Origin of the sequence: Victivallis sp. Marseille-Q1083 (assembly GCF_903645315.1) — a bacterium.
Taxonomy (GTDB): Bacteria; Verrucomicrobiota; Lentisphaeria; order Victivallales; family Victivallaceae; genus UMGS1518.
The window spans coordinates 636032-662222 of the sequence record NZ_CAHJXL010000001.1 but is presented as its reverse complement, the minus strand read 5'-3'; the positions used below and the strand labels follow the sequence as shown (position 1 = coordinate 662222).

Below are 26191 nucleotides of genomic sequence, written 5' to 3'. Positions count from 1 at the left end.
TTCATAGTCGTTCTCCGGCGAAAGTCTGTCATGCTCCCGACCGCATATCATAGCAGGGCCGGCGTCCGGAATCAAGCCGCCTGCTGCGGAAATCGTTGGGGATCCTGCCGGCCGGGCAATGCCGGCAGAAAAATTCCCCGGAACCGAAAGCATTGCCGGTTCCGGGATTGGCCGGGCGGAGGCGCGGTTCAGCCCTGCCGCTTCAAGTGTTCCGCATAGGCGGTGTAGAGTTGCTCCGAGGCGGTGCCGGTCGATGCGATGGAACCCGGGCGGCTCATCAGGCCGGGGGACTGGTAAATCAGAATACGGTCGACGAACTGGCTGATGCCGTCGATTTGAGCTTTGACGCGCTCGAACGGCGCCGGCAGCAGAGCAGTTTTGTAAACTTCGCCTTCGAAATGGAATACTTCGACATCGGCCCAGAGTTTGCTCCGTCCGGCTTTGTCGTGCGCCCGGCGGAGTGCTTCGAAGTAATACGGCGTCCAGTCGAGGTTGGATTTTCGGACGCCGATTTCATCCTGGTAGGCGATATAGTCGATGTCGAGGCGTTCCAGTTGGTCGATAAAGGCGTCATCGGTTTTGGCCCGGAAGGTGCCGTACGGGGCGATCAGCGTCTTCTTGCCCGGCGTCAATTGATGCGCCAGCGCCGAGTTGTGGTTGACATAATCGATGAAGAATTCCTCGTAATAGGGATGAATCGCCGCTTCGTTCGGCCAGTACCAGCCGTAAAAGCTCCGGTAATGCCCGAACCGTTCGACGATTTCGGCACTCCGCCGGTCGCGTGCTTCCCGGATGTTCGAGTCGGTCATCATGGCGACCGGATTGCTCCAGTCGCCGAAGAAATCGTTGGCGACGAAAACCTTCAAATCCAGCTTTTCGGCGGTTTCCAGCAAAAGCGGCAGCAGATTGCGGCAGGCGATCGGATACTCCTCGGCGTATTCGCTTTCGTAGAAGGTCTTGCCGCCCAGTGCACTGGACATCAATACCAGATATTCCATGCCGATTCCGGCAATGTCTTTGATCAACGTCTTCCACTGTTCCGCCGAAAATTGCATAAACTGCGGATTCCAGTATTTCGCTTCCCAGCCGCCGCCATGTTGAAATTCAAACCAGCTGCCGTTGATTTTCATCGCGATTTCCTTTCCTGTCGTGATTGCGTGAAGTCCGGTTGTGATGTCCTAAAACGTTTTTGTCATTTAAACAATGATAATATAGAGAAGCGGTCGGATTTGTAAAGCGGACAAAGATGAAATATATTCAATACGATAAAAAAATGTCAAAGAACCGGCAGAATGAGGGAGACGGAGCTTGAAAATGGCCGCTGGAGCGCGGGACGGCGCAAGCGTCGATAAACGAACCGGAAGCTTTCATCGCCGCATGGTCGGAGGTTTGACCGCGGCGGCGGTGATCGCCGGTTTTCTGGTCTGGATTGGCCGGGTGGAGCCGAACCGGCTGGTCGTCACCCGTTATGAAGTGCAGTTGGAACAGTGGCCGGCGGCGCTCGACGGAATACGGGCGGTTGTGCTGGCCGACTTGCATGTCCGCCCGGAAGATTTGGACCGTTTGCGCCGTATCGTCGCTGAAAGCAATGCTCTGAAGCCGGATGTCATTTTTCTGCTGGGCGATTATGTCCGGGGACGCCATTGGAAGGATACCGCCACGCCGGAAGCGATCGCCGAAGCGCTCGGCAAGTTGACGGCGCCGGGTGGAATTTTTGCCGTACTGGGCAACCATGACTGGTGGCAGGACGGGCCGCGAATCCGCCGGGCGCTGGAAGACAACCGGATCCGGGTGCTGGAAAATGAGTGGTGTTGGTTGCAGCTGCCGGCCGGTAAAGTCCAGTTGGTCGGCCTGCCGGACCGGGAGACCCGGCAGTTCGATCCCGGCAGGTTGCCGGAGGAGTACCGACCGGCGGAACCGGGCATCGTCCTGTCGCACCATCCGGATGTCTTTCCGGAGCTGCCGCCCGAAACCAAACTGGTCATCGCCGGCCATACGCACGGAGGGCAGGTGAATCTGCCGTGGCTGGGGCGGCTGGTGGTGCCGTCGGAGTACGGCCAGCGCTATGCCAGCGGCCTGATCGTCGAAAAAGGCCGGACGCTGCTGGTTTCGAACGGCCTCGGCCAGAGCATCGCCCAGTTGCGGTTCCGCTGTCCGCCGGAGATCGTCGAATTGACGATCCGCCGGGCGGACCAGGCGGACCGTTGAATTCAATCTTCGAAGCGGATTTCGAATTCGTTGAACGGTTCCTGCTGCCAGGCCAGTTGGCGGGTGGCCGGGCTGGCGGCGAACAGCGGTGAAAAGGTCCGTACCTTGATGGTTTTCAGATCCGGAGAGAATTCGAGCAGCCGCAGCCAGCCGTCGCCGCCGTTGCCGTGCCAGCCGCCGCCCAGCGCCTGGGGGTCGAAGAGCAGCTGGCCGACGGTCCGGCCGGCGTCGTTGCGGTCGGTGGAATAAGCCGTGCAGCCGTCCCAGTCGTCCGGCGAGGAGATATGGCCGCAGATCACCAGCCGGATATTCGGCGTCACTTTGACCAGTTTGTTCCAGATGTCTTCGCCGACATTGCCGTCCTTGTCCACCGGATAACCGCGCCCGGTGAGGCGTTTGCCGTCGGAGCCGAGATAGGCGTGGGTCAGAATGATGGCGAAATGGTCGCGGTATTCCGGCCGGTCGAGCTGCGCTTTCGCCCAGGCGAGTTCCGCGTCGGTCGGCGAAAAGGCGACCGAGACGACCAGCAGTTTTTGGCCGGCCGGCGTCGTGAATTCATAACAGGCGTTGGCCAGCGTTTCGTCTCCCATGCTGTCCGGCCCGCACGCCTGCAGAATGCCGCGCCAGGCCGGGTTGCGGTCGGGCGTGAAGTAAGTGGGGAATTGGGTCTGCCGGTCGATGGCGTCCTTGTCGCCGTAATCGTGGTTGCCGGTGCAGAGAATGTAAGGCAGCTTGCCGTCCAAACGCTGCAGCAACGTCGAAAACGCCTGCCATTGTTCGTCGCCGTTTTGATTGTTCCGGCCAGGGTAGTGATTGGGATCGCGGTTCTGGTCGACCAGGTCGCCGACGACCAGAACCTGCTGGATGCGAAGCGGTTCGGCGTTCTCCGCCGTCCAGGTCAGCATCAGGTCGAGGATTCCCTGGTTGCGGCTGTTTTTGACGTAATTCTGGGTGTCTGGAATCACCACCATCGTCCAGTTGTCCGGTTCGCTCAATTGCGGCGGCCGATAGGCGGCGGCCGGTGCTTCCGCCGCGCCGAAAGCGTTGGAGGCGATTGCCGCGCCGGCGAAGACCAGCAGCGAAGCCGTCAGGTTTTTGAACATCATTTTTCTGCTCCCGAGTTGTTTTTTTCGATCTGCGGAAAAATGTATCTTCCGGCGGCGAATCATGCAACCGCCGTTGCCGTTCCGGCCGGATTCTCAATCGTTTTCTAACAAAAAAAGGTCCGGCAATGATGTCTGCCGGACCAGTCGGGTGGCGAAACTCAGCGTTGCCAGGCGGTGCTGCCGACGAGGGTCAGTCCCTGTTTCAGCGCCTCCGGTTCCGGACGGAAAATGATTTCCTGCGGCATCGGGCCGCCCTGCCGGTCGTATTCCAGGATGACCAGCCGGCTCCGCTTGGCCGTCGGCGCGAAACAGTCGGTCGCCATGTACAATTCGAAATTGCCGGGCGGGGCGGGAGTGCTTTGGCGGAAAAGAAGGCTGTCCAGCGCAAGCTGTTCCTGCCTGCCGTCGGCAAAATGAAGTTCCACGGTCGCCAGGGGACCCGGGCCGGTGGCCCGCATGAAGGCCGCCGCGAGCAGGAAACTGACGCCGTCGGCTTCCGGAGGGATGGCGACGCGGATCGGTTCGGCCGGTTCGGTTGCCGGCAGCGCGCCGACCAGTTCGAACGGGGAATCGGGATTGAAACAATCGCTCAAGTAGAAGAAACGCCAGTCCGCCCCTTGCCAGTAATGGGCGGAAACCACGCAGCCGTCCGCGGGAATTGCCGCATTCGCTTCGTTGTGGGTTCGCTTGACCACCCTGCCGCCGGAGACAATCCAGTCATCCCCGTAGAGATTGGTGCCGGTGCTCTTGCCGTGTTCCGGCGTATAGAGAATGGTTTCCAGGTGGCCGCGCGGGGCATTGACTTTGTCGACCGGTATTCCTTCTCCGGCCCGCCGCGGGTTGCGAAGCAGGATTTCCAGATTCCGGTTCCGTTCCAATTGCGAAACAACTTCGTCGAGCCGGAGCGGCCGGTAGGCCGGCAGCGGCCGGGAAAACGTCAACGGGCCGGTGCAATCGAATTGCCGGCCGCCGTGGCGAAAACTGCCGGCGGGCAAATCGACGCCGCTCCCGGCCGGTGCGCCGCCCGAGGCGGTCAGCGGTGTCATATGGCCCGGCGGCGTCAAATCCTGCCGCCGCAACAGAAGATTCAGAAAAACACCGGTCGTGTCGAAATCAAGCCGGGCGTGGCGATTCCAGGACAGTGCCGCCGTGTGGAACAGCGCGGCGCCGATTTCGGTCGGCCAGGCCCAGGTGGTGCCCAGAACGGCGTTGACGCCCTGCCGGTATGCCTGCTGCAGCAGTTTTTGGGTGGCACCGATTTCGAGCCAGGGTGAAACCCAGAGGTTCGGTTTGTCTTTCAGCCGTTCAAGTCCTTCGTAAAAGGGATGGTAATCATAATTCCAGAAGTCGACGATGAATTTTTCGTTGATCAAATCGGCGGCATGGAGCCGGGTGCCGTCCGGCTGCAGTTCGCCGGGCAGTACGAACAACATATCGTGCCAGAAGATTGGCGTAATTTGCTTGGACAGCAGATAATCGCCGACGGCATTGACCGTGTCGGCGAACAGCCGGTCCGGGCTTTTGCCGCTCCGTTCAGCCAGCATATCCAGCGCCTCGCGGCATTCATCGGCTCCGATGACCAGGTAAGGCGGTTGTTCGAAGAGTTCGCCGAGTTCGTCCAGCAGTTGCCGGTAGAGCGGCAGAAAATTCGGATCGGTGACATCCATGCCGAGGTTATAGCCCGCTTGATCCTTGAAGATCAGGACTTGCGGCGCGCGTTCGACGTGGCTGATGGTATTGATGCCCGGAACCGGTGTGATGCCGCGCAAACGCGCATAAGCGACGATTTCCCGGATCGCCTCCCGGCTCCAGGGGGTATACTGGGTTGCCGACGGCAGGCTGGTAAACGGGTAACGGCCGCCGAGGTCGAGTACCACCAGATTGAAGCCGGTCCGGGCCATGACGTCCAGATAACGTTTGACGTGTTTGAGTTCCGCCGCCAGACCGTCGGCGTGTTCGAACGCCAGTTGCAGGTGCATGCCCCGGATGGCGAAATCGGGCCGGTCGGCCAGCGTCAGGGCGGGGCCGGTCAGCGAACGGTCCGGGTTGATTTGCAGGCAGCCGGTGTCGAGCAGGCTCAACAACCGCCCGACGGCGGGAAAACCGGCCCGGGGAGAACCGAGCGTCAGCGTGATGCCGGAAGAATCGAGCTGCAGCGTGTATTGTTCCGGCGCGGCATCGTCCGCTTCCCGGATTTGAATGAGGCAGGCTTCCGGCGCGTCACTCTCGTGCCAGCCGAGCGAAGAAATCAATTCGGTCCGCAGCCATGATTCATATGGCGCTTCCGGCGGCAGTTGCAGCCGGAATGCCGGACCGAACGTGACCGGCGCGGCGGCTTCCACCGTCAATTGCCTGGGACGCGGCAGAATGCCGAACCGGATCGCGTCGTCGTTGCCCGGCAACGGCAGCAGCGTCCACAGAAGGAAAAAAACGGCAAAGGTTTTCAGTATCATAAAAAAAATTCAACTTTCTGGCAAATGCGGTTGTTCCCTGCCGGCTTGTCCGGCAGGGAGGAGACTGAAATATTCAGAGCTGGGTATTGGTGTCCCACCAGGTCGTCCCGGAATCCCATTGCCAGGGATTGACCAGATCGCTGTTGTTGGCCGCTTCACAGGCCTGCGCCCGGGTATAGTCGCGGACACTGCCGTCCAGCAGCAGCGCATTGACCCTGTTGCCGTGGCTATCCCGCCAGGCGTATTGATAGGAGACCTCATAGCCTTCGACCATGTTGTACGGCGCATAGTGACTGACGTAAATGCCTTCCTGCGCTTCGCCGGCCGATTTCGGGAAGCTGTCGGCGACGACGACCGGATTGGCGCCGATTTTGGACGCGACCTGCTGGATTGTGCTGACTTTCTTCGGCGTCGCCTGCCAATGGCCTACCCAGGCGCCCATCGTATTGAAGTTCATTCCGAGCGAAACGTTGTTCTGCAGTGAGGTTTCATCGTCATTCCACGAACTGCCGGAGGCGGCCGGACAGATGAAAATTTCTCCCGGAGCCGAATAGTGTTCATTCAGGAACGTCGGCCAGTAGACCCATTGATTGTCGGTCGGGTCCTGAACGCTGGCCGCCAGGAACCAGTCGTCCTCGTCGAGCGTGTACATGGCGAACGACAGGCCGAGCTGTTTGCAGTTGGACTTGCATTTCACGCTCAAGGCGGCGGCTTTGGCCTTGCCGAGCGCCGGCAGCAGCATGCTGGCGAGGATGGCGATAATCGCGATCACGACCAGCAGTTCTATCAGTGTAAAAATCTTCTTCGTTTTCATTCTCATTGCTCCTTGGGTTTGGTTTTCTATTTGGGAGAAGTATAAGAGAGATGGAAAAAAGACCTTTCGCTTTATGAAAATTAAACGTTTAATTCTGAACTATTCAAATTATATCACAAAAATGAAAAAAAAGCAATACCCTTCCTTGAAAATTTCGATGATTTTTCGGTTATGGAAAGAATAGAATTATGTTAGGAAAATTGGATTCAGGTGGAAAATTATTGGATTTGAAATATATAATCCGTTTTTGAAGAACTGGTTAGATATTGGTGCGGAGCGGTGGACTCCCGCTCGATGATGACTGGCGCGAAAATCCGGTGGGTGGTTTCGGTGACGTTATTTTCCAGCCGGTTGATCAATGTGACCACTCCCTGATAACCCATATCCTCCAGCCGGTGGTCGACGACTGACAGCGCCGGAGAACAAAAATAGCAGTAATCGCTGTTGTCGATGCCGAGGATGCTGATCTCGTCCGGGACGCGCCAGTTGAGTTTGGCGCAAGTCAGCACGGCGGAAACCGCCGACAGGCCGTTCCAGGCCAGGATTGCGGTCGGAGGCTGGGGCAGCCGATGAAAATAACGGATGCCGTACTCGCCTTCCGCCTGGCAGTATTGCTGTTCGAGCGACAGCTTCGTCGCGAATTTGTCGCCGCTGCACAGCAGCGCGTCGTCATTGTCCAAACCGAGTTGGCCGGTCAGTTGCCGGAAAGCCGTTTCCCGCTCCACTACGTCGAGATGCGGCGTGTCGACGCCGTGGCCGATGAAGCCGATCCGCCGGTGCCCCAGCCCGGCCAGATAACGCAGGGCGATTTCTACGCCGGCGTAATTGTCGAACATCATCGCGTCCAGGTTGGCCTTCCGGCGGTTGTAGTCGATGGCGACAACGTTGTGGCTGATGGCCAGCAGTTCGTCAATCCAGGCGGCGCTGTCCGGATCCGCATGCAGAATGACGACGCCGTCGATACGGTTTTCCAGCAGCTTGGCGGCGCATTTTTCCGGCATGATGTTGGAGTTGACATTGATGAGCAGCAGATCGTAACCGAAATCGCCGATCGCTTTTTCGACGCCGCGGAAAATCGACATCTCGTAAAAATTACTCAAATTGTGCCACGGCCCGTTTTGAATATACAGCCCGATCGTCCTGGAACGATGGCTTTTCAAACTCCGGCTGGCGTAGTTGGGCCGGTAATTCAGCTCGGTGGCGATCTCCATGACGCGCTGCTTTACCGCATCGCTGACGATGGTGGTGCTTTTGGAGTTGTTTAAAACCGTGGAAACCGCCGCTGTGGAGCATTTTGCCAACAGCGCGATATCCTTGAGCGTTGCCGGTTTTTTACTGGCTTGTGACATAAGTGACAAATTCTGGCGCCTTTTCATGAAACGTATAATTACAACCGTGCAATATAATCACCCGTCCGGCGAAAAGCAACAGCCGGTCATTTGAATTTTGGAATTTTGTCCCGCCGGCTATTTCTGGCAGGCCAGCCAGCCTTCCCGGCCGGGGAAGGGGCGCGGTTCGATGGCGCCATCCGGCCACTGCGGCTGTCCGGCCACCAGTTCGCCGAGCGTTTTGAACTCCCAGCCCTGTTCTCCGGCGCGGGTCAGAAACTGATCGAACATCGCGGCGCATTTGCCGCCTTCCGCCTCGGCATGGATGGTCAGCACGTTGGGGTGCTCTTCCTGCAGCAGGCTGAGCATATGGGTGTTGTAATTGTCGTCGGTAACGCCGTTGCGGCCGAGAATTTCGTCGTAAGTCGGCAAGGTCACCGGCACCTGCGGCTGGGGGAGGCGCCGGCCGTCGACGATTGGCATGAACAGCGTACTGCCGCGGCAGTCGCTGTTGAACCGGAAGGGGAATGCGGCCTTTTCCAGCAGCAGCGCGTCGTTGCAGCGCCAGCCCGGCACTGCGCTGGTGACCGGCGGTTCGCCGAGAATGGCGGTCAGGATGTCGACCCCTTTTTGCAACTCATTGTGCATCTCTTCCGGCGTCATCCGGTCGATTTTGGCCTGCGCTTTGTGGTGGTCGTAGGCATGCAGTCCGATTTCATGGCCGGCGTCGGCTGTCGCCTTGATCACGGCGCCGAGCCGTTTGCCGATCTGCGGCCCCGGCCAGGCGGTCCCCATCAGGACGATTTCCGGTCCGTACAGACCGGCGGCATTGGTGCGCAGCATTTTCCAAAGGAAGGCCGGCTTCAGCAGCCGCCACAGGTGCCGTCCCATATTGTCCGGTCCGACCGAGAAATAAAAGGTCCCCTTGATGCCATGTTTGGCCAGAATGCGGCACAATTCCGGCGTGCCGCGTTTGGTGCCGCGGTAAGTATCCACATCGATGCGCAGCCCGATCAGTTTCATACGCCCAGCTCCTTGAGTTGCGTGATTAAATGTTCCAAGTCGCCCGCCGGAGTCCGAAAGACATAATAATGGTCGGCAAAAACCTGTTCCGCAGCGCTGGCGAGCAACCCCGCCGGCAGGGTTTTCCCTTTGCAGCGGACGATCAGCAGGATGGTACCGCTCTGCGGCCAGCGTGTTCGGTCCTCGCGGATGACCGGAATTTCACGGTTCAGGTAAAACATCGCCGCGCCGGAAATCCGTTCCGCCGGTTGGTAAAGGTAAACTTGTTCGCCTTGCGCCATGCCTTTCAAACAGGATTGGAACAGTTGGCGCAGCGATTCGCGCTGATCCTGCGGACTCTGGATGGCCGGGTCGATCGACGAAAAAAATGCCGCCAGTGCGACCAGGAAGCAACCGAATGCCGGCTTCAAATGACGCTTGATCAGCCGGAGCGCGCCAAAACCTGCCAGCGCGGAAAGCAGCGGGAAGCTGAAACAGTTTCCCCAGAGCGCCAGTCCGATGCCGGCGACGATGAAGCCGGCGGCCAGGCCGCAAAACGCCCAGAAAAGAGTGCGTTCGAACCATTTCCGGCGGGTCCAGGCGAATTCCCCGGTCAGCGCCAGAGCCAGCCAGCGTCCGACCAGAACTGCCAGCCCGGCATACAGCGGCAGCAGGTAGACCTGGCGCTTGCTGGAAGACAGTGTCAGCAGCAGATAGGGAATCAACAGGTAACAGAACAGATAGAGTAATTTTTCATCGCGGCGGCGCCACAATTGCCGGATGGCGTCATAGCCGGCGAACGGCAGCAGCACCAGCCACGGCAGAAACAGGGTCGGCAATTTTTCCAGATAATAATAGAACGGAACGACATGGTCGCCCTGGCTGCCGGAAAAACGGCCGAAATTGTTGGTCCAGAATACCGTGTGCACCGCACTGCCGCCGGCGGTGTCGTGCAGCATGGCCAGCCAGGCCGCGGCCGGCAGCAGCGCGAGCAGGCAGGCCAGCAACATGCCGGCATACCACTTCCAGCGCAACCGGCGGCTGATCAAGCTATTTTCCAACACCATATAACTGCCGATCGCCGCCAGCGGCAGCGCCAGCCCGACCAGTCCTTTGGTCATGATGCCGCCGGCCAGCGCCGCTGCCGTCAGCAGCAGCCAGGCCGGTTTCCGGTTGCCGCGGCTGTCGATCCATTCCCGGAAGGCCCAGATGGCCAGGATGACGAAAAATGCCAGCAGCATATCGACCATGCAGATGCGACCGTTGCCGAAATATTGCGCGCTGGTGGCCAGGATCAGGCCGCTCAACAGCGCGGCCAGGTTGCCGTATCCCAGCCGGCGGGTCAGGGCGAAGACGACCAGGACGCCGCCGACTGCCGCCAGCGCCGACGGCAGCTGGGAGGCGAAATCGGTGAAGCCGAACAGGCGGAAACAGCCTGAAACGCACCAGTAGTAGAGCGGCGGATATTCCAGGAACGGCTGGCCGTTCAGGCGCGGCAGCACATAATTGTTGTCCAACGCCATTTCGGCGGAAATGCCGGCGACCCGGGTTTCGTCGCCCGACCAGATCTCCCGGCTGCCCAGGCCGCCGAGAAAAATCAGCAGCGACAACCCGAACAGCAGCCAGAAGCACCGGCCGGCGCGCAAGGAGCCGGCAAGTTCGGCAATTCGTTTGGTTGGCATTGATTCAGGCCGAATGGACCGGCTCAATCCAGGATGCCGAATTCACCGGATTTGACCGCTTCCTGCAGGAAGAAGTCCAACGTGGTTTCGATGGATTGCTCCAGCGAAACCGACGGTGTCCAGTGCAACAGCCGCTTGGCGTTTTTGATGCTCGGGCAGCGGTGCTGAACGTCCTGGTAGCCTTTGCCGTAGAAGGCGCCGCTTTCGACGACGAGATAGCCGGCGAACGGCGGGAATTTGTCGCGCAGCGGATGTTTTTCGAATTTTTCGACCAGCATTTCCGCCATCACCTTGACGCTCGCTTCGTTGTCCGGATTGCCGATGTTGATGATCTGGCCGTCGCAGCAGCCTTTGTCATTTTCGATGATCCGGTACAGCGCCTCGATGCTTTCGGAGATGTCGACGAAACAGCGTTTCTGTTCGCCGCCGTCGATCAACTGAATCGGAGAGCCCTGCACCAGGTTCAAGATCATCTGAGTGATCGCCCGCGAACTGCCGATCCGCGCCGAGGTCAGGCTGTCCAGGCGCGGTCCGATCCAGTTGAACGGCCGGAACAGCGTGAATTTCAGATTGTTCCGGACCCCGTAAGCCCAGATGACCCGGTCGAGCAGTTGCTTGCTGCAGGAGTAGATCCAGCGCTGCATCCGGATCGGGCCGGTGACCAGCTTGGAATTGTCTTCATCGAAATAGGCGTCCTCGCACATGCCGTAGACCTCTGAGGTCGACGGGAAGAGGATGCGCTTGTTGTATTTGACGCAGTAACGCACCACCCGCAGATTTTCCTCGAAGTCCAGTTCGAACACCCGCAGCGGATTGCGGGTGTATTCGATCGGCGTGGCGATCGCGACCAGCGGCAGGATGATGTCGCATTTGCGGATGTGATATTCGATCCATTCGCGGTGAATGGCGATGTCCCCTTCGCGGAAGTTGAAATTCGGCAGGCCCATCAGGTGCTCGATGTAGTTGGAGCGCAAATCCATGCCGTAAACTTCGTATTTGCCGCTGGCCAGCAGGCGTTCGCTCAGGTGGCTGCCGATGAAGCCGTTGACGCCGAGGATCAGCACGCTTTTCTTGCGGGCGGCCTGCTGGGCCAGGCGGGCGTTGGCGCCGAATGTCATGTTCTTGACGATGCGGGCGTCGGCGGCGAATTGTTCACCGGTGGTGTAGATGCCGTTTTCGAGCTGGGCGGCGTCGACCCGGACGGCGCCGGAACCGCAGGCGATGACCAGCGGATTGGCGGAGATGACGGTGCCCGGGGCGAAAATGCCGTCGGCGGTCGTTTCGGAGACCGCCCAGAAGAAACATTTGCGGTCGCCCATGAAGGAGAAGGCGCCCGGATACGGCCTGGTCACCGCGCGCACCAGGTTGCGCACTTCCCGGGCCGATTTGAACCAGTCGATCTGGCCGTCCTCCGGCTTGCGGCCGCCGAAATAGGTGGCTTCGCTCTCCTGCTGGATTTTGCGCTGGATATTGCCGGACTTGACCTGCGGCAGTACCCGGCCGAGCAACTGGCCGGCGGCGGCCACCGCTTTGTCGAATACGGTCCGGGCGGTGTCGTCCTCGGTGATGGCGAACGCCTCCTGGCCGATGATGTCGCCGGCGTCCGGCTTGGCGGTCATGTAGTGCAGCGTGACGCCGCTGGTGCTTTCGCCGTTAATGATTGCCCAGTTCAGCGGCACCCGGCCGCGGTATTTCGGCAGCAATGACCCGTGCAGGTTCAACGCCCCTTTCGGCGGCAGATCCAGGATATCGGTCGACAGCATATTGCGGTAATAGAACGAAAAGATGATATCCGGCTTCATCGCCCTGATCCGTTCGACCCAGACCGGATGGTTGACATCCTCCGGCGCGAAAACCGGGATGTTGTGACTGCTGGCCAGCTCGGCGACCGAACCGAACCAGATGGTTTCGTCGGGATTGTCCTTATGGGTAAATACCGCGGCAATTTCGTATCCGTTGGCCAGCAACTGTTCGATGCCAGTCCGGCCGATATTATGATAAGCGAACACCACACATTTCATGGCTTGACCTCCTGATCAGCGTTGCAATTAGAAAAATCATCGCCATAAGATAACCCGGCAAACCGTTTTTTGCGAACCGGCTTTCCGGTTTCTTCGATAAAAAGATTGATGCCGGCGGGAAATTCGGCGGTTGGCGGTGTATTAGTATTGGCCAAATTTGAGTTATCTGCAATCCGGAGTTGAAATGAAACAACGTCTTGTCGTCTATTTGTCCGGTCCGATCATGGATGAACATGCCGGACAGGCCCGCGCCTGGCGGGCGGCTGCCAAAACGCAGTTGGGGGAAGCCTATAAATTGTTGGACCCGATGCGCCGCATGTTCGTCGACCGCGAGGTGGACAGCGCCAACGAAATCGTCGAATTCGATTTGCAGGATGTCCGGGCGGCCGACATCATCCTGGTCAATTACAACAAACCGAGCATCGGGACGAGCATGGAGGTGTTTTACGCCTCGCATCACCTCGGCAAGTTTGTCATCGCCTTTTCGCCGTTTTCGTTTCAGGAATGCAGTCCGTGGATGGTCCGTTACTGTACGAAGATTCTCGGTTCGCTGGAACAGGCGGTCGCCTATATCCGGACCCATTTCCCGCCGGAAGAGCTTGGGGAATGATTCCGGAGGCGCCGCCGTGAAAAAATCCGGATTTTTCAGCGGAGCCGGGTTGCTTTTCGGGGAAAATTCGCTATAGTATAAGCTTTGAAAAATAAAAGCATCGATCAACCATCAACCTCAAGGAGTTTGGATCATGGCTGGCAAAGGAAGCAAACGCCGTCCGGGTGATGAAGCGAAGTATCGTGAAAATTGGGAAAAAATCTTCGGCAGGAAGAAATAACTCCCGATTTCCGGACGCGGAAAACCGCCGAAGCGCCGTTCAAGGCACTCCGGCGGTTTTTTTATGTACGCCCGGCATGGGTGATAACTTGACGGTGAAAGTCCGTTACAGACTTGGCAGTAGGAACTGTTAGCTTAAGGCAAGGGTGTCCACCGCGAGGTGGAATCTGAAGGAAGTCGGCGGCAAATTCCCGGCCTGACGAACAGAAAGTACATATAAGGCATTTGCAAGGCGGACGAGCTTGCACAACAAAGCGAAGTCCAATACTGCCCGAACCTTGTGGTGTAGATGTACCAGGCGCCTGGGATGAAAGTTATCGCTCTTATCCGGGGAGATCTCAACGGTATGAATGAAGCCGTGAATGCATGGTAATTTCAACCCGTACAGTGATGTGCGGCTGAACGTTGAGAAGTCAGCAGAGGCCATAGTACCGTGTTTTTTTTTACGGGAAGGGCCGAACAGTAGTCGATCTTTCGCAAGTGAAAGGTGCAGCATGTGTAGAGAGCAGAAAATCCGGAAACGGAACTGCCCGGGGATGGATAGGCTGGAAGCCGAAGAGAATCCGGGAGTGCGGAGCATGCTTACGCGGGAAACTGAAGCGAAAGACGGTGCTGATTTGTTTGAACGCATCCTTGAGCGTAACAACCTCAACCGTGCGTACAAGCAAGTCAAGAGAAACGGCGGAGCGCCGGGCGTGGACGGAATGACCGTTGACGACCTGTTGGCGTATCTGTGCGAACACAAGGAAAGTTTCCTTGAAAATCTCCGAACCGAAACGTATCGCCCGCAACCGGTGCGCCGGGTTGAAATCCCGAAACCGGACGGGGGGATACGGATGCTTGGTGTTCCAACGGGCATGGATCGGATGATTCAACAGGCAATATCGCAGGTCCTCTGCCCGATATTCGAGGAGGAATTTTCAGAAAACAGCTACGGTTTCCGACCGGGGCGTAGCGCTCATCAGGCCATCCGGCAAGCACGGAAATACTACAATCAAGGCTATCGGCGGGTTGTCGATCTTGACTTGAGCAAGTATTTCGACACCATGAACCATGAGCTGTTGATGGAAATGTTGCGGGCCAAAATCTCTGATCAACGAGTTTTGTGCCTGATTAAACGCTACTTGAAGAGCGGAGTCATGATCAATGGCGTGGTGACGCGAACGGAAGAAGGCAGTCCACAGGGCGGCAATCTTTCGCCATTGCTGAGCAACATCTACCTGACCGCTTTCGACCGGGAATTGGAACGCCGTGGACACAAGTTCGTACGATATGCGGACGATGTCAACATCTACGTCAGAAGTCAACGCGCCGCCGAACGCGTACTTGCGAGCAGCAGACGGTTTCTTGAAGCGAAATTGAAACTCAAAGTAAACGAATCCAAAAGTAAAGCGGGAAGTCCGCTGAAGCTGAAGTTTCTCGGCTTCGCACTGCGAAGTACGACGAAAGGACAGGCCGGAATTCGAATACACGAGAAGTCTATAGACCGCTTCAAAGCCAAGGTTCGCGAGCTGACCCGAAGGAATCAGGGAAATTCGGTGGAATATATGCTGTACAAACTTCGGCAATATACCGTCGGATGGCTCGGATACTATGCGATTGCGGACATGAAGATGTTTATGCAAAACATGAATGAATGGATTCAACGGAAAATTCGGACGTATGTTTGGAAACAGTGGAAACGAGTACGGACACGATTTACGCGACTGCAATCGTTGGGTATTTCCGAGGGAAAAGCGTGGGAATGGGCGAATACGAGGAAAGGCTACTGGCATATTGCCCGTAGTTGGATTTTACATCGTGTATTGCCGTCTCAACGCATTGCCGAAATAGGGTATGACGATATCCTACTTCGGTACAAAGCGTTGCACTCAAGCTGCTGAACCGCCGTATGCCGAACGGCACGTACGGTGGTGTGAGAGGACGCCCGGCCAACTAATGACCGGGCTCCTACTCGATCGGGTTTCCGGCCAGCGCCGCTGACTTCCGGCCGGGGGCATCGACGGAAACGGCCGCGTTTTCAGCGTTTCTCTTCGAATAATCCGCGGTAAACCAGGCCGGCCAGTACGGCGCCGATGGCCGGCATGACCCAGAAAAACCACAATTGCGCCATTGCCCAGCCGCCGTGGAAAATCGCCGGGCCGGTGCTGCGGGCCGGGTTGACCGATAAATTGGTCACCTGGATGCCGATCAGGTGGCACAGCGCCAGCGCCAGGCCGATTGCCACCGGCGCCAGGCCTTTCGGCGCCCGTTTGTCGGTCGCGCCGATGATGACCAGCAGAAAGAAAAAGGTCAGGACAATTTCCGAGACCGCACAGGCCAGGAAATTGTAGCGGCCCGGCGAATGTTCGCCGTAACCGTTGCAGGCAAAGCCGCTGGCGGCGAGGCTGAAGCTGTCGATGCCGCTGGCGATCAGGTAGATGGCCAGGCTGCCGGCGGCGGCGCCGAGAACCTGGGATAGAATGTACGGACCGAGTTCCCGGCGGTCGAACCGCCCGGCGGTCAGCAGGCCGAGGCTGACTGCCGGATTCAGGTGGCAGCCGGAAATATGGCCGAGCGCGAAGGCCATCGTCAGCACCGTCAGGCCGAAGGCGAACGCCACGCCGGTATTGTTGATATAATTGCCGGCCAGCACCGCGCTGCCGCAACCGCCGAACACCAGCCAGAACGTGCCGAAAAATTCAGCGGCCATTTTCTTTTGGATCGAAACCATTTGTCCCTCCCGAGTCAGATTGAGTTGATTAAGAATTGCTGGGAATAATTACCTTACTGTTTTTTAGGCTCTTTTCAAGACTGCGGGTATTGAAAAAAATAGCGTTGCCGGGTATTGTTTGCAGACAGAAAACCGGAGCGCCGAAATTCATGCCGTCGACATTTGAAAAATTGGATATCCTGGCTGCCGACTCGCAGTACGATCTGGCCTGCGCCTGCGGGACCGGCTCGCAGGACCGCCGCCGGCGCGGGCTCGACGGCAAATGGCTGTATCCGGTGCCGCTGGCCTCCGGCGGGCACGGTATCATGCTGAAAACGCTGCTGTCGAATTGCTGCACCAGCGATTGCGGTTATTGTCCCTTGCGCCTGGAGGGCAACGTGCGGCGCTGCTCGCTGACGCCGGAGGAGACCGCCGCCGCCTTCATCGAAATCCTGCGGAAACGGTTCCTGATCGGTATTTTCATCAGTTCCGGCATCGTTGGTTCGCCCGACGCGACGATGGCGCGGTTGCTGGCGGTGGCGGAAATTCTGCGTTATAAATATCATTACCACGGTTATATTCATCTGAAAGTCATTCCGGGGGCCAGTGACGCGGCCGTCGAGCGGGCGGTCAAAGTGGCCAGCGCGGTGTCGCTGAATATCGAGACGCCGGGCGCCCACCATTTTGCCGCCTTGTCGCAATACAAGGATTACCAGACCGATATCATCGACAAATTGAAATTGATGAGCCGCCTGACCAGCCGCGGTACGCCCGGGGCCCGGGTGACGGTGACGACGCAGTTCGTCGTCGGCGCCGCCGGTGAATGCGACCGGGAGATCGTCCGTTATATGGACGGCCTGTACAACCGGCTGAAATTGCAGCGCATCTATTTTTCCGCCTATCAGCCCGGTCTGGGGCGGCGCAATTTGCCGGGCGAACATTTCGAACTGGGCGCGGATGACCGGTTCGTCCGGGAGCATCGGCTGTATCAGGCCGATTTTCTGCTGCGGCGTTACGGCTTCGACGCCTCGGAGTTGCAGTTCGACGAGCGCGGCAATTTCGACTTGAGCGTCGATCCGAAACGGGCCTGGGCGGAGCGGCACCGGCATCTTTTTCCGTTGGATGTCAACCGGGCCGACCGGGAGATGCTGCTGCGGGTGCCCGGCTTTGGACCGGTGACCGTCGACCGGATCGTCGCCTTGCGCCGGCAGGGGCGGATTTCGTCGCTGGAAGCCGCCGGCATCAGGGGGGCGCAGCTGAAACATGCGGCTGGTTTCGCCGTCTGCAGTTGAGGATTTCCGGGGCCGGAAAGATGCGGCTGAAACTCCGGTAATGATTTTGTTACTGAAAAAAATGCAATTATATGGAAAAAATGAATTGACATTCGATCATATTTGCTTTAATTTAAGAAAAATTTACTGTTACACCACCAGCATTGAGGGAAAATGACAGCCGGTAAGTAAACTAATTTTTACAATTGTATCTGTTTTACTGAAGTTCAGCGGGACTTTCAGAAAGGCATCCTCTCCCAAAAAATCGCAATTTTTTACATCGGATGTATCGACTGAAAGTTACGCCTGCACCATGACAAGATGATGTGGGCGTTTTCTTTCTTATTTCCGATGTTGGCTTGCGATTGCCATGGAGAGGAATATGAGGGAAAACAGTCCACTTTTTTTTTTGACGGCATCCTCATCGGCGTTTCTGTTTCTGAATAAAAGAATTTCCCATCTCTCTCGAATGGTGTCGGCCGGGAGGTCCGGCCGCCATCGTTCCGACCCGCATTCCGTATGACGGTTGGGTCGCCGGCAAACGGTATTGGCCGAATCGTCATGCGGAATGTCTTCTTTCGGCGTTATCCGGTCTGGTCGGTCTTTTACAGGCCGACCGGTTCATTCTGCGTTTCGAGCTGTCGCGTCAAAAGTTCGACAGTCTGCTGCAGCTCCGCCAACTGTTGCCGCAAGTCCGCCAGTTCGGTTTCTTCGATGTTTGCCGGCGCCGGGAGCCGGAGACCGGCCTGCTGCAGCAGTTGGTGCTGAAATTGGCGGTTGCGGCCGGCGGCGATTTCGATCGAATGGTAATTGGCCGTATTCATGTCATCGCTCCCGGCATTGGCGATGGCGGTACAGGGCGAAGACGGCCGCCGCCGGCTCGGCCAGCAGGGTCCGGACGGTATAACCCGGATAACAGCGCAGCAGTTCGATGAGGAAACGTTCCGGATCGAAAGACCGGCCGGCCGGTGTCGCAGCCGCGGCGCCGGAAACCGGAATGCCGGCCAGGCGGTTCAGCAGTTCGATGCAGGCGGCGCTGTCGAGCGTTTCAACCGGCGGCGACAGATGACGGTTCAACAGCGCCAGCAGCCGCTGCTGAACGGCGGCCAGCCGTTCGGGACGCCGCTTCGGTTCGGTCAAGTCGGCGGAGACGGCTGCCGCTTCTTCCAGCAGTTGGCTGAAGAAGAGATAAGCGCCGAAACACAGCGGCCGGACGGCATGGTTCTGCCCGGACAATTGCAGGGATTGTCTTGACGGGATAAAAGCATTCATGGCGGTTCCTTTCTGTTCCGGTGAGGATGGATAACAGGGTTTTCACGGGTGGAAAAAATGTCAACAGGCTTTGATTTAATGTAATGATGACGAGCAACTTGGTTGTTCTGTTGCCGGACGTGGCGCAAAAAAATATGTTTTTTTCGTTGTTTGTCGCTTTATTTGTTGTTCAAAGTGGTTATATTTATCAACAGTACCGCCGGGTCTGGGTAGGACCGAAGGCGTTTTTTATAATATTCGAGTGAAACGACGGCTTTGACGAAAAGTTTGACGTTTTTCAAGATGTGATCGATGTGACTTAGTGATTCCATTCCGTCCGGGTTATGCGAAACCGGGTCGGGAATTCTCGATAAACCGGAGTGAGGTGTCTTGAGGGAATGAACCATTCACTTGCCGGGCGGTTGTTCTGTCGGCCGCCGGCGAAAAATGGGCCGCACGCCGGACGATGTCATAAAGAGCCTGCCTTGATAGACGAAAATTCAACGCTTTCCGCTTCAAAGTCTTGAAAGAGAAGATGGAACAGTTGAATTTGCAAATGGATTCCGGCGCCGCCGAGGCCATGCCCCGGACGGAACCACCGCCTCTGGCGGCGCGGTTGCGGCCGTTGACGCTGGAAGACTACGTCGGTCAGCGTCATCTGCTTTCGCCCGGCAAACTGTTGCGGCGGGCGATCGATGCAGACCGATTCACTTCCATCATTCTTTCCGGGCCGCCGGGCGTCGGCAAGACCAGTCTGGCCGAAGTCATCGCGGCGGCCACCGATGCGGAATTCATCCGCCTTTCCGGCGTCACCTCCTCGGTGGCGGATATCCGCCGTGAGATTGGCCACGCCGTACAGCGCCGGCAGCTTGCCGGCCGGAAAACGGTGTTGTTCATCGACGAAATCCATCGCTTCAACAAGGCGCAGCAGGATTCGTTGCTGCCGGACGTTGAAAATGGCAACATCCGGCTGGTCGGCGCGACGACGCACAATCCGCAATTCTATGTGGTCGGCGCGCTGTTGTCCCGTTCGATGTGTTTTCAATTGAAGCCGTTGAGCGAGGAGGAGATCAAGGCTCTGATCGACCGGGCATTGCGCAGTCCGCTGGGATACGGTGGGGAAAAGGTGGAATTGGCGGCGGAAGCGCGCGACTGGCTGGCGAAAGTCTGTGAAGGCGACGGCCGCCGGGCGCTCAATGCGTTGGAATTGGCGGTGATGACCACCCCGCCGGGACTGGCCGATCAGATCAAGCATGTTTCACTGGCGGCCGTTGAAGAATCCATTCAACGCAAGTTCATCAATTACAGTACCGACGAGCATTACGACACCGCCAGCGCGTTCATCAAGAGCATGCGCGGCAGCGATCCGGATGCGGCGGTCTATTATCTGGCCAAAATGCTCCACGCCGGCGAAGATATCCGTTTCATCGCCCGGCGGATTGTCATTTTTGCCTCGGAGGACATCGGCAACGCCGATCCGCGGGCGCTGCCGCTGGCGGTGAGCGCGATGCAGGCGGTCGACATGATCGGTTTGCCGGAGGCGCGGTTGATTCTGGCGCAGGCGGTGACCTTCTGCGCGACCGCGCCGAAAAGCAATGCCTCCTGCCTGGCGCTGGATGCCGCCGGAAAAGATGTTGAACAGCAGCGGATTCAACCGGTTCCGCGGCATTTGCGCGATCCGCATTCCGCCGCCGGCCGTGAGGAGGCGGGCGGCGAAGAATACCGCTATCCGCACGATTTCGGCGGCTACGTGGTCCAGGATTACCTCGGCGTGCCCAGGGAGTATTATTGTCCGACCGGCAATGGTTATGAAGCGAAAATCAAGGAACGGCTGGCTTATTTCAAGGCCTGCCGGGCGGCGGCCGGAGCGGATGAACATGGCAATTGATTCGATTGTCGAAAGAAAACGGTTGCTGCGCCGGCAGTGCCGTGCCTGGCCGGGGCCGGCGGATGGCGCGGCCGCCAGTGCCGCAATTGCCGAGCGGCTGTCGGCTTTGCCGGAAGTGCGGCAAGCGGTGGCGATTGCCGGTTTTCTGTCCGATGCGACGGAACCGGATTTGCGGCCGTGGTTCCGGCAGTGGCTGTCGGCCGGCCGGCTGGTCTGGCTGCCCCGTTACCGGGCCGGCGACGGGAGCTATGAAATGGTGCCGGTGGAAGATTTGGAAAAAGATTTGAGTATTGGAAAATATAAGCTACAGGAACCGCGGCCGGAGTTGCCGGCGGCGGCGCAGACGTGGTGCGATGGACATCTGACCTGGCTGGTGCCGGGAATGGCGTTCGACCGGGCCGGAAGACGGCTGGGGCGCGGCAAAGGTTTTTATGATCGGCTGTTGGCCGGGGCCCGCGGGCCGGTGATCGGAGTTTTTTTCGGTGACCGCGAAGTGGCGACCGTACCGGCGGCGGAACATGACCGGCGATTGGATGTCATCGTCACGGAAGCGGCGACTGAGCGGGTTAGACAAGAACAGGAGTTGGTGTGATGGATTTGAATTGGTATTGGTACATCGGACTGGGTGTCCTCGGCGGCGGCGTGGTCGGATGGGTGATCAACGCCGCTGTGCAGAAAGCGCGGAAGAGTTCCGCAGAAGTTCTGATCAACAAGATGAGGGAAGAGGCCAGCAAAGAGGCCGAGCATATCCAGCGGGAAGCGAAGGTGACCGCCAAAAGCGAAATTTTGAAATTGCGCGAGGAGTGCGAGCACGAACTCAAAGAGCGTCGCCGCGAGCAGCAGAACGTTGAAAAACGGCTGTCGCAGCGCGAGGAGGCGCTGGAGCGCAAAAACGATTCGCTCGACGGCAAGTTGAAGAATCTCGAACGGCAGGAAAAGGAGATCGAACTGCTGCGGGAACGGTTGAACAACCGCGAAAACGAATTGCAGCAGAGTATTTCCAAGCAGATCGACGAGTTGGAGCGGGTCGCCCAGCTCGATCGGGAAACCGCCCGGCAGATGCTGCTGGAAAAGCTGAAAAATGAAGTGAAGAACGAATCCGGGCTGCTGGTGCGCGACCTGCTGGAAGAAGCCAAGCAGAAGGCCGAGAAGGAGTCGCGCCGGATCCTGACCTACGCGATCCAGCGTTATGCGTCGGACTGCACCTACGAACGGACGACGGCGACGATCCCGTTGCCGAACGATGAGATGAAGGGGCGGATCATCGGCCGGGAAGGCCGCAATATCCGGGCCCTGGAAGCGGCTACCGGCGTCAATATTCTGATCGACGACACGCCGGAGGCGGTGGTGATCTCCTGCTTCGACCCGGTTCGCAAGGAAGTGGCGCGGCAGTTGATGGAGCGGTTGATCGGCGACGGCCGGATTCATCCGACCCGCATCGAGGAACTGGCCAAGAAGATCGCCAAGGAAGTCGAGGACGATGTTTATTCGGCCGGCGAATCGGCGGTGCTGGAAACCGGAATCCAGGGGGTTTCGCCGCAGGTGATCAAGCTGCTGGGACGTTTGAAATTCCGTTACAGCTTTTCGCAGAATGTGCTGCAGCATTCGCTGGAAACCGCCTATTTCATGGGAATTATCGCCGCGGAGCTGGGGTTGGATGAGCAGAAGGCCAAACGCATCGGCCTCTTCCACGATATCGGCAAGGCGGTCGACCATGAAGTGGAAGGTTCGCATGCCCAGATCGGGGCGGATATTTTGCGCAAGCACAACGAAGCCAAGGATGTCATCCAGGCGGTGGCGGCGCATCACGGCGAAGTGGAGCCGGTCAGCTTGTACGACGTCCTGATCAACGCCTGCGACACGTTGAGCGCGTCGCGGCCCGGCGCCCGCAGTGAAACTACCGAGCTGTATTTGAAGCGGCTGGAACAGTTGGAGAGCATCGCTCACGATTTCGCCGGCGTCGAATCCTGTTTCGCGCTGCAGGCCGGCCGTGAAGTCCGGGTCGTGGTGACGCCGGAGAAGATCAGCGAAGGCGAAGCGCAGATGCTGGCCAAGGACATTTGCCAGCGCATCGAAAAAGAGATGAATTATCCCGGTCAGATCAAAGTGACGATCATTCGCGAGACCCGTTCGGTCGAATACGCGAAATAACCCGGCGGCGGCCGGCTGGTCGGTGAAAGCCTCGAGTGAGGTTTTCACCGATATTTTTTTGTCGTTCACATTGATTTTCGGGAAAAAATTTTCGACTGACCGGGCAAATTGACTTGCAGAATCGCCGGAGAACCGGTTATCGGTTGCGGAAGTGAATGGATTGTTTGCCGGCGCCGGAACTGGACGTTATTCAGCAATTTGCGGCTGAAGATGGTAAAGAATCCGTTGCCCTGCCTGCCGCCGGAGCGCAGGATGATCACGACGGGCCGATTGACCGCGATCGATGGCATGACGTGACTCGTTCAATTGAAATCCGGCTTTTCCGACATCGACAGTTGCTGCCGCCGGAAAAATTCCGGCGCGATGCCGATCAGTTGCTTGAAACGGCGGCTGAAGTGATAGCGGTCCTGGTAGCCGAGGCAATGGCTGATTTTGTCGAGCGGCCAGTCGGTTTTCTGCAGCCAGCTTTTGGCCAGCGACATTTTGAAGCTGTCGAGGTATTTTTTCGGGTGAATGCCGGTAGTCCGGATGAAGGTCCGGCGGAATTTCTGCAGATCGAGGTTGCAGTATTCGGCCATTTCGTTGACCGTCCACCAGCGCATCGGGTTGACGGAGATCGCCAGCAGCAATTCCTCGATCGCGGTGCGGCTGGCGGTGATGTGGCCGAAATTGGCGCTTTTTTCATAAAAATCCAACAGCAATTGCTGCAGCATGATGCCGGCCTTCATGCGGGCGAAGCTGCCGCCGCGGGCGATGAGCTGACAAATCGGCAGCAGGGTGCGGTATTCGCCGATATCGACGAGACCGTTGTGAATAAAACCTTTCTGGCGAAAGATGTCGGCGACCGGCCCGGCGAAACAGACGTTGTCCTCGACAAAGCCGCGCGCATCGACCTGTCCGTAGTAATGGACGAAACCCGGACAGATCAGGATTCCCTGGCCGGCCTTGACTTTTGCCGGCGCCTGGCCGGGAACTTCGAAGATGCCTTCGCCTTCGTACAGGTGGGTCAGAGAGTAAAATTCAAAGTAACGCAGCTCATGTTTGGGATTGATCGTCCGGCGGCCGGAATTGGCATAGAGGATATTCATGCCGGAGTCGTAAAAGGGATCGGTATCGAGGCCGGCACGGGTGTTGCGGGAAAAATTTTCCCAGGGAAATTCCGGATTTTTTTCAATCGCGTTGCGTTTTTGCTCCATCGTAATCCAGTCCGGGGTTCGGGGCCGTTCGTTCTGGCAAACTATAACACCGCCGGGGAAGTTTTGCCACTGTGAAATTGGCTTGGCTGCGACATTGTTGCAAAACGGCAGCCCGGAACGGCTGTTGCCGTCCGGACTGCCGGTCTGTTCCCGCCCTGAAATCTTTATGGCTGGGTGGTCCGGTTGATGATCATGTCCTGCCAGTCGCGGGTCAGGGTGGCGAAACGGGCCGACCAGCCGGAGATGCGCACTGCCAGGTTGGGATAACGCTCCGGATTGTCGCGCGCTTCGATCAGCATTTCCCGGCTGACGGAATCGATTTGCAGATAGTCACCGCCGAGGCTGATGAAGCTTTTCAGCAGTCCGCAGAGCATGTCGATGCCGTCCGGTGTGTTCAGCAGCTTGGCGTCGAAGCGCAGATCCAGCGGGCAGCCGTTCGGAATCGCGGTGAAATCCACTTTGCAGAAGGATTGAACGACCGCGCCCGGACCGTTGCGGTCGGTGCCCGGCGTCGGCGCCAGGTTGGACGCGAGGTATTCGTGGGCGTGTTTGCCGAATGCGGTCGCCCGGCGCTCCGGCGCATAGGCCACTTCCCGACCGAAGGTGCTGATGCCGACCGGCCGGAGGATGCCGCTGACTTCCCGGCTGGGAGCGGCGGTTTTGACGTAGTCCTCGACGACCTGGACCAGCATGGCATCGCCGGCCGGCTCGTCGTTGCCGTAAAACGGCAGTTCATGCAACAGTTGCTGCCGGAAGGCTTCGGCGTCGTCGAAGTCCTTCCGCAGCAATTCCCGCAGTTCGGCAAGCGACAGCTTCCGATCCTCGTAGACCAGCTTGCGGATGGCCAGCAGACTGTTGGCGACGTCCGGCAGGCCGCCGGCATGGATGGCGATGACGTTGTAGCGGGCGCCGCGCATGCTGTAGGACCGGCCCGACGCGATACAACTCGGCATCAACAGCGACAGCAGGGGCGTTGGAAATTCAGGCTGCAGATAGGCGTCCGGCATGCCGCGATTGGTTTCTTCGATTTTGGCCGCCAGTTCCCGCAGGTAATTCTGATACAAGGCGTCGAAACTGCCGTATTCGACCGGAGCGAACAGCGCCTGCTGCAGACATTGCAGCGCATCGAACGGAATGTAGCTGAAAGCAGTCTGGCCGGGAATCAACACTTCCCAGCAGCCGTCGTTGGTGAAACGGCGCGCCTCTTCCGGCGGATAGCCGAATTTCTGCAACGCCGGCAGAATGACGTCTTCGTTGTAAATCGAGACGATGCCGCCGCCGCGCGACTGTACTTCGGCAATCCGGCGGATCAGCCGGTCCGGCGAATGTTTGCCGACCCGGACGGCGATCGGAAAATCGCTGATATGCAGTTCTTCGACAATGTCGAGGATCAGATAAGTGACTTCGTTGGTGAGATCGTTGCCGTCGGCGTCGACGCCGCCGAGGATGACGTTCTGGTAAACCTGGGCATCGCCGCCGGAAAAGCCGTAAAGGCCGCACCATTCGGTGCCTTTGATCCAGAAATGCGCCAGGATTTCCCGGGCTTCCTCCGGCGGCGTGTCGCCCAGGTAAGGACCGAGCAGTTCATCGACCCGTCCGAGTCCGGACCAGTTGCCGGCCAGGCGCTGAAATTCCCAGAACAGCCACAAGGACTGAACCGCCTCGAAAAAATTGCGCGGCGGATGTTCCGGGACATGCTTCAAGGCTTCGAGAATGGCCGGATAGAATTCACTGTCGGCCAGGTTGGCGGTGAGCGCTTCGACATAGCGGGCGACCCAGCGCCGCATGGCCGCGATGCAGAGCTGCAGCGAACGATAGAAATTGACCGGTTCCGGCCGGGCCTGCCGGGCGGCGTCGATGTCCGCTTCCAGCCCGCGCAGCCCGACCCGGACGGCATGCTGAAAGTCGATGGTGACATGGCTGACCGAAGGCCAGGGGGCTCCCGGCGTGCCGTGTTGCGGCGCTTCGCTGTAACGGGCGGCGCCGACCAGCCGTTCGGCCGGAAGCAACTCCAGCGGCGCCTGCTCGACGATATCCATCAGGTGTCTGGCATAAGCGAGGTTGACATCGAGATCGTCCGGCGGTTTCGGCAGCGGAATGGTGCGGACCGTCGCTTTGAAGTCGCCGCCGAGATATTGCTTGGCCAATGTCCGGGTCGCTTCGGACAGACGGATCGGCGTGGTATCGCCGAGCGGATTGAGTTGTTTCAGCATAATCGGACCCTCCGAATAGTCAGTGATTGTTGTTGCCGGGTTGCCGTTCTGTCGAAAGGAGCGGTCAACCGATTGATTTTTTTCTT

General features: G+C 58.3%; 20 protein-coding genes. 7 read left to right on the top strand and 13 right to left on the bottom strand.

Features of this window, described 5'->3' with window-relative positions:
- Positions 1-188 precede the first annotated feature (188 nt).
- Positions 189-1130: a DUF4434 domain-containing protein gene (locus tag HWX74_RS02590; RefSeq protein ID WP_176012055.1), complete on the bottom strand. Its 942-nt coding sequence runs from the start codon at positions 1128-1130 to the stop codon at positions 189-191.
- A gap of 247 nt (positions 1131-1377) precedes the next feature.
- Between HWX74_RS02590 and HWX74_RS02585 the strand changes: the two genes are divergently transcribed.
- Positions 1378-2208: a metallophosphoesterase gene (locus HWX74_RS02585; protein WP_176012054.1), complete on the top strand. Its 831-nt coding sequence runs from the start codon at positions 1378-1380 to the stop codon at positions 2206-2208.
- A 2-nt stretch (positions 2209-2210) separates the two neighbouring features.
- Here HWX74_RS02585 and HWX74_RS02580 read toward each other — a convergent pair whose 3' ends face one another.
- The 7 genes from HWX74_RS02580 to arnA all read right to left on the bottom strand — a co-directional run bounded on the left by HWX74_RS02580 (position 2211) and on the right by arnA (position 12614).
- Positions 2211-3314, bottom strand: coding sequence for a metallophosphoesterase (locus tag HWX74_RS02580; protein WP_176012053.1), 1104 nt, complete (start codon positions 3312-3314; stop codon positions 2211-2213).
- A gap of 158 nt (positions 3315-3472) precedes the next feature.
- Positions 3473-5767, bottom strand: a complete 2295-nt coding sequence (locus HWX74_RS02575) for a family 20 glycosylhydrolase (RefSeq protein ID WP_176012052.1) — start codon at positions 5765-5767, stop codon at positions 3473-3475.
- A 73-nt stretch (positions 5768-5840) separates the two neighbouring features.
- Positions 5841-6581, bottom strand: coding sequence for a type II secretion system protein (locus HWX74_RS02570; protein ID WP_217704827.1), 741 nt, complete (start codon positions 6579-6581; stop codon positions 5841-5843).
- 218 nt (positions 6582-6799) lie between these two features.
- Positions 6800-7930 carry a LacI family DNA-binding transcriptional regulator gene (locus HWX74_RS02565; protein ID WP_176012050.1) on the bottom strand — a complete coding sequence of 377 codons (1131 nt, stop codon included), beginning with the start codon at positions 7928-7930 and terminating at the stop codon, positions 6800-6802.
- A gap of 117 nt (positions 7931-8047) precedes the next feature.
- On the bottom strand, positions 8048-8932 hold the full coding sequence (locus HWX74_RS02560; RefSeq protein WP_176012049.1) for a 4-deoxy-4-formamido-L-arabinose-phosphoundecaprenol deformylase: 885 nt from the start codon (positions 8930-8932) through the stop codon (positions 8048-8050).
- Positions 8929-10593, bottom strand: coding sequence for a glycosyltransferase family 39 protein (locus tag HWX74_RS02555; RefSeq protein ID WP_176012048.1), 1665 nt, complete (start codon positions 10591-10593; stop codon positions 8929-8931). Before HWX74_RS02555 ends, HWX74_RS02560 begins: the two co-directional genes overlap by 4 nt.
- 23 nt (positions 10594-10616) lie before the next feature.
- Positions 10617-12614, bottom strand: a complete 1998-nt coding sequence (arnA, locus tag HWX74_RS02550; protein ID WP_176012047.1) for a bifunctional UDP-4-amino-4-deoxy-L-arabinose formyltransferase/UDP-glucuronic acid oxidase ArnA — start codon at positions 12612-12614, stop codon at positions 10617-10619.
- 184 nt (positions 12615-12798) lie between these two features.
- Here arnA and HWX74_RS02545 point away from each other — a divergent pair, with 184 nt between their 5' ends.
- Positions 12799-13224, top strand: a complete 426-nt coding sequence (locus tag HWX74_RS02545; protein ID WP_176012046.1) for a nucleoside 2-deoxyribosyltransferase — start codon at positions 12799-12801, stop codon at positions 13222-13224.
- 755 nt (positions 13225-13979) lie between these two features.
- Positions 13980-15326 (top strand): group II intron reverse transcriptase/maturase, encoded by a 1347-nt coding sequence (gene ltrA / locus HWX74_RS02540; protein WP_217704802.1) that lies wholly within the window; start codon positions 13980-13982, stop codon positions 15324-15326.
- A 137-nt stretch (positions 15327-15463) separates the two neighbouring features.
- On the opposite strand, the gene aqpZ is transcribed toward ltrA, so the two are convergent.
- The gene (gene aqpZ / locus HWX74_RS02535) at positions 15464-16156 is read right to left on the bottom strand and encodes an aquaporin Z (protein ID WP_176012045.1); all 693 of its coding nucleotides are present in this window, start codon (positions 16154-16156) and stop codon (positions 15464-15466) included.
- 149 nt (positions 16157-16305) lie between these two features.
- Here aqpZ and HWX74_RS02530 point away from each other — a divergent pair, with 149 nt between their 5' ends.
- Positions 16306-17427: a radical SAM protein gene (locus HWX74_RS02530; RefSeq protein WP_176012044.1), complete on the top strand. Its 1122-nt coding sequence runs from the start codon at positions 16306-16308 to the stop codon at positions 17425-17427.
- 584 nt (positions 17428-18011) lie between these two features.
- On the opposite strand, the gene HWX74_RS02525 is transcribed toward HWX74_RS02530, so the two are convergent.
- Together HWX74_RS02525 and HWX74_RS02520 are read right to left on the bottom strand one after the other, a co-directional pair.
- Positions 18012-18230 (bottom strand): hypothetical protein, encoded by a 219-nt coding sequence (locus HWX74_RS02525; protein WP_176012043.1) that lies wholly within the window; start codon positions 18228-18230, stop codon positions 18012-18014.
- A 1-nt stretch (position 18231) separates the two neighbouring features.
- Positions 18232-18678 (bottom strand): hypothetical protein, encoded by a 447-nt coding sequence (locus HWX74_RS02520; RefSeq protein WP_176012042.1) that lies wholly within the window; start codon positions 18676-18678, stop codon positions 18232-18234.
- A 514-nt stretch (positions 18679-19192) separates the two neighbouring features.
- On the opposite strand from HWX74_RS02520, the gene HWX74_RS02515 reads away from it, so the two are divergent.
- The 3 genes from HWX74_RS02515 to rny are packed head-to-tail and all read left to right on the top strand — an operon-like array spanning position 19193 to position 22696.
- Positions 19193-20545, top strand: coding sequence for a replication-associated recombination protein A (locus tag HWX74_RS02515; protein WP_217704826.1), 1353 nt, complete (start codon positions 19193-19195; stop codon positions 20543-20545).
- On the top strand, positions 20535-21137 hold the full coding sequence (locus tag HWX74_RS02510; protein WP_176012041.1) for a 5-formyltetrahydrofolate cyclo-ligase: 603 nt from the start codon (positions 20535-20537) through the stop codon (positions 21135-21137). The genes HWX74_RS02515 and HWX74_RS02510 overlap by 11 nt, the downstream gene beginning before the upstream one ends.
- Positions 21137-22696, top strand: a complete 1560-nt coding sequence (rny, locus tag HWX74_RS02505) for a ribonuclease Y (protein WP_176012040.1) — start codon at positions 21137-21139, stop codon at positions 22694-22696. Before HWX74_RS02510 ends, rny begins: the two co-directional genes overlap by 1 nt.
- Positions 22697-22998: 302 nt before the next feature.
- Here the strand turns inward: rny and HWX74_RS02500 are convergent, their stop codons facing one another.
- Entirely contained in the window at positions 22999-23892 is an 894-nt protein-coding gene (locus tag HWX74_RS02500) for an AraC family transcriptional regulator (protein ID WP_176012039.1), read from the bottom strand.
- 164 nt (positions 23893-24056) lie between these two features.
- Entirely contained in the window at positions 24057-26105 is a 2049-nt protein-coding gene (locus tag HWX74_RS02495; RefSeq protein ID WP_176012038.1) for a pyruvate formate lyase family protein, read from the bottom strand.
- Positions 26106-26191: the final 86 nt, after the last annotated feature.

Coding starts and splice junctions, on each gene's coding strand:
- HWX74_RS02590 (WP_176012055.1), bottom strand. CDS start 1,130: ATGAAAATCAACGGCAGCTGGTTTGAATTTCAACATGGCGGCGGCTGG.
- HWX74_RS02585 (WP_176012054.1), top strand. CDS start 1,378: ATGGTCGGAGGTTTGACCGCGGCGGCGGTGATCGCCGGTTTTCTGGTC.
- HWX74_RS02580 (WP_176012053.1), bottom strand. CDS start 3,314: ATGATGTTCAAAAACCTGACGGCTTCGCTGCTGGTCTTCGCCGGCGCG.
- HWX74_RS02575 (WP_176012052.1), bottom strand. CDS start 5,767: ATGATACTGAAAACCTTTGCCGTTTTTTTCCTTCTGTGGACGCTGCTG.
- HWX74_RS02570 (WP_217704827.1), bottom strand. CDS start 6,581: ATGAAAACGAAGAAGATTTTTACACTGATAGAACTGCTGGTCGTGATC.
- HWX74_RS02565 (WP_176012050.1), bottom strand. CDS start 7,930: ATGTCACAAGCCAGTAAAAAACCGGCAACGCTCAAGGATATCGCGCTG.
- HWX74_RS02560 (WP_176012049.1), bottom strand. CDS start 8,932: ATGAAACTGATCGGGCTGCGCATCGATGTGGATACTTACCGCGGCACC.
- HWX74_RS02555 (WP_176012048.1), bottom strand. CDS start 10,593: ATGCCAACCAAACGAATTGCCGAACTTGCCGGCTCCTTGCGCGCCGGC.
- arnA (WP_176012047.1), bottom strand. CDS start 12,614: ATGAAATGTGTGGTGTTCGCTTATCATAATATCGGCCGGACTGGCATC.
- HWX74_RS02545 (WP_176012046.1), top strand. CDS start 12,799: ATGAAACAACGTCTTGTCGTCTATTTGTCCGGTCCGATCATGGATGAA.
- ltrA (WP_217704802.1), top strand. CDS start 13,980: ATGGATAGGCTGGAAGCCGAAGAGAATCCGGGAGTGCGGAGCATGCTT.
- aqpZ (WP_176012045.1), bottom strand. CDS start 16,156: ATGGTTTCGATCCAAAAGAAAATGGCCGCTGAATTTTTCGGCACGTTC.
- HWX74_RS02530 (WP_176012044.1), top strand. CDS start 16,306: ATGCCGTCGACATTTGAAAAATTGGATATCCTGGCTGCCGACTCGCAG.
- HWX74_RS02525 (WP_176012043.1), bottom strand. CDS start 18,230: ATGAATACGGCCAATTACCATTCGATCGAAATCGCCGCCGGCCGCAAC.
- HWX74_RS02520 (WP_176012042.1), bottom strand. CDS start 18,678: ATGAATGCTTTTATCCCGTCAAGACAATCCCTGCAATTGTCCGGGCAG.
- HWX74_RS02515 (WP_217704826.1), top strand. CDS start 19,193: ATGGAACAGTTGAATTTGCAAATGGATTCCGGCGCCGCCGAGGCCATG.
- HWX74_RS02510 (WP_176012041.1), top strand. CDS start 20,535: ATGGCAATTGATTCGATTGTCGAAAGAAAACGGTTGCTGCGCCGGCAG.
- rny (WP_176012040.1), top strand. CDS start 21,137: ATGGATTTGAATTGGTATTGGTACATCGGACTGGGTGTCCTCGGCGGC.
- HWX74_RS02500 (WP_176012039.1), bottom strand. CDS start 23,892: ATGGAGCAAAAACGCAACGCGATTGAAAAAAATCCGGAATTTCCCTGG.
- HWX74_RS02495 (WP_176012038.1), bottom strand. CDS start 26,105: ATGCTGAAACAACTCAATCCGCTCGGCGATACCACGCCGATCCGTCTG.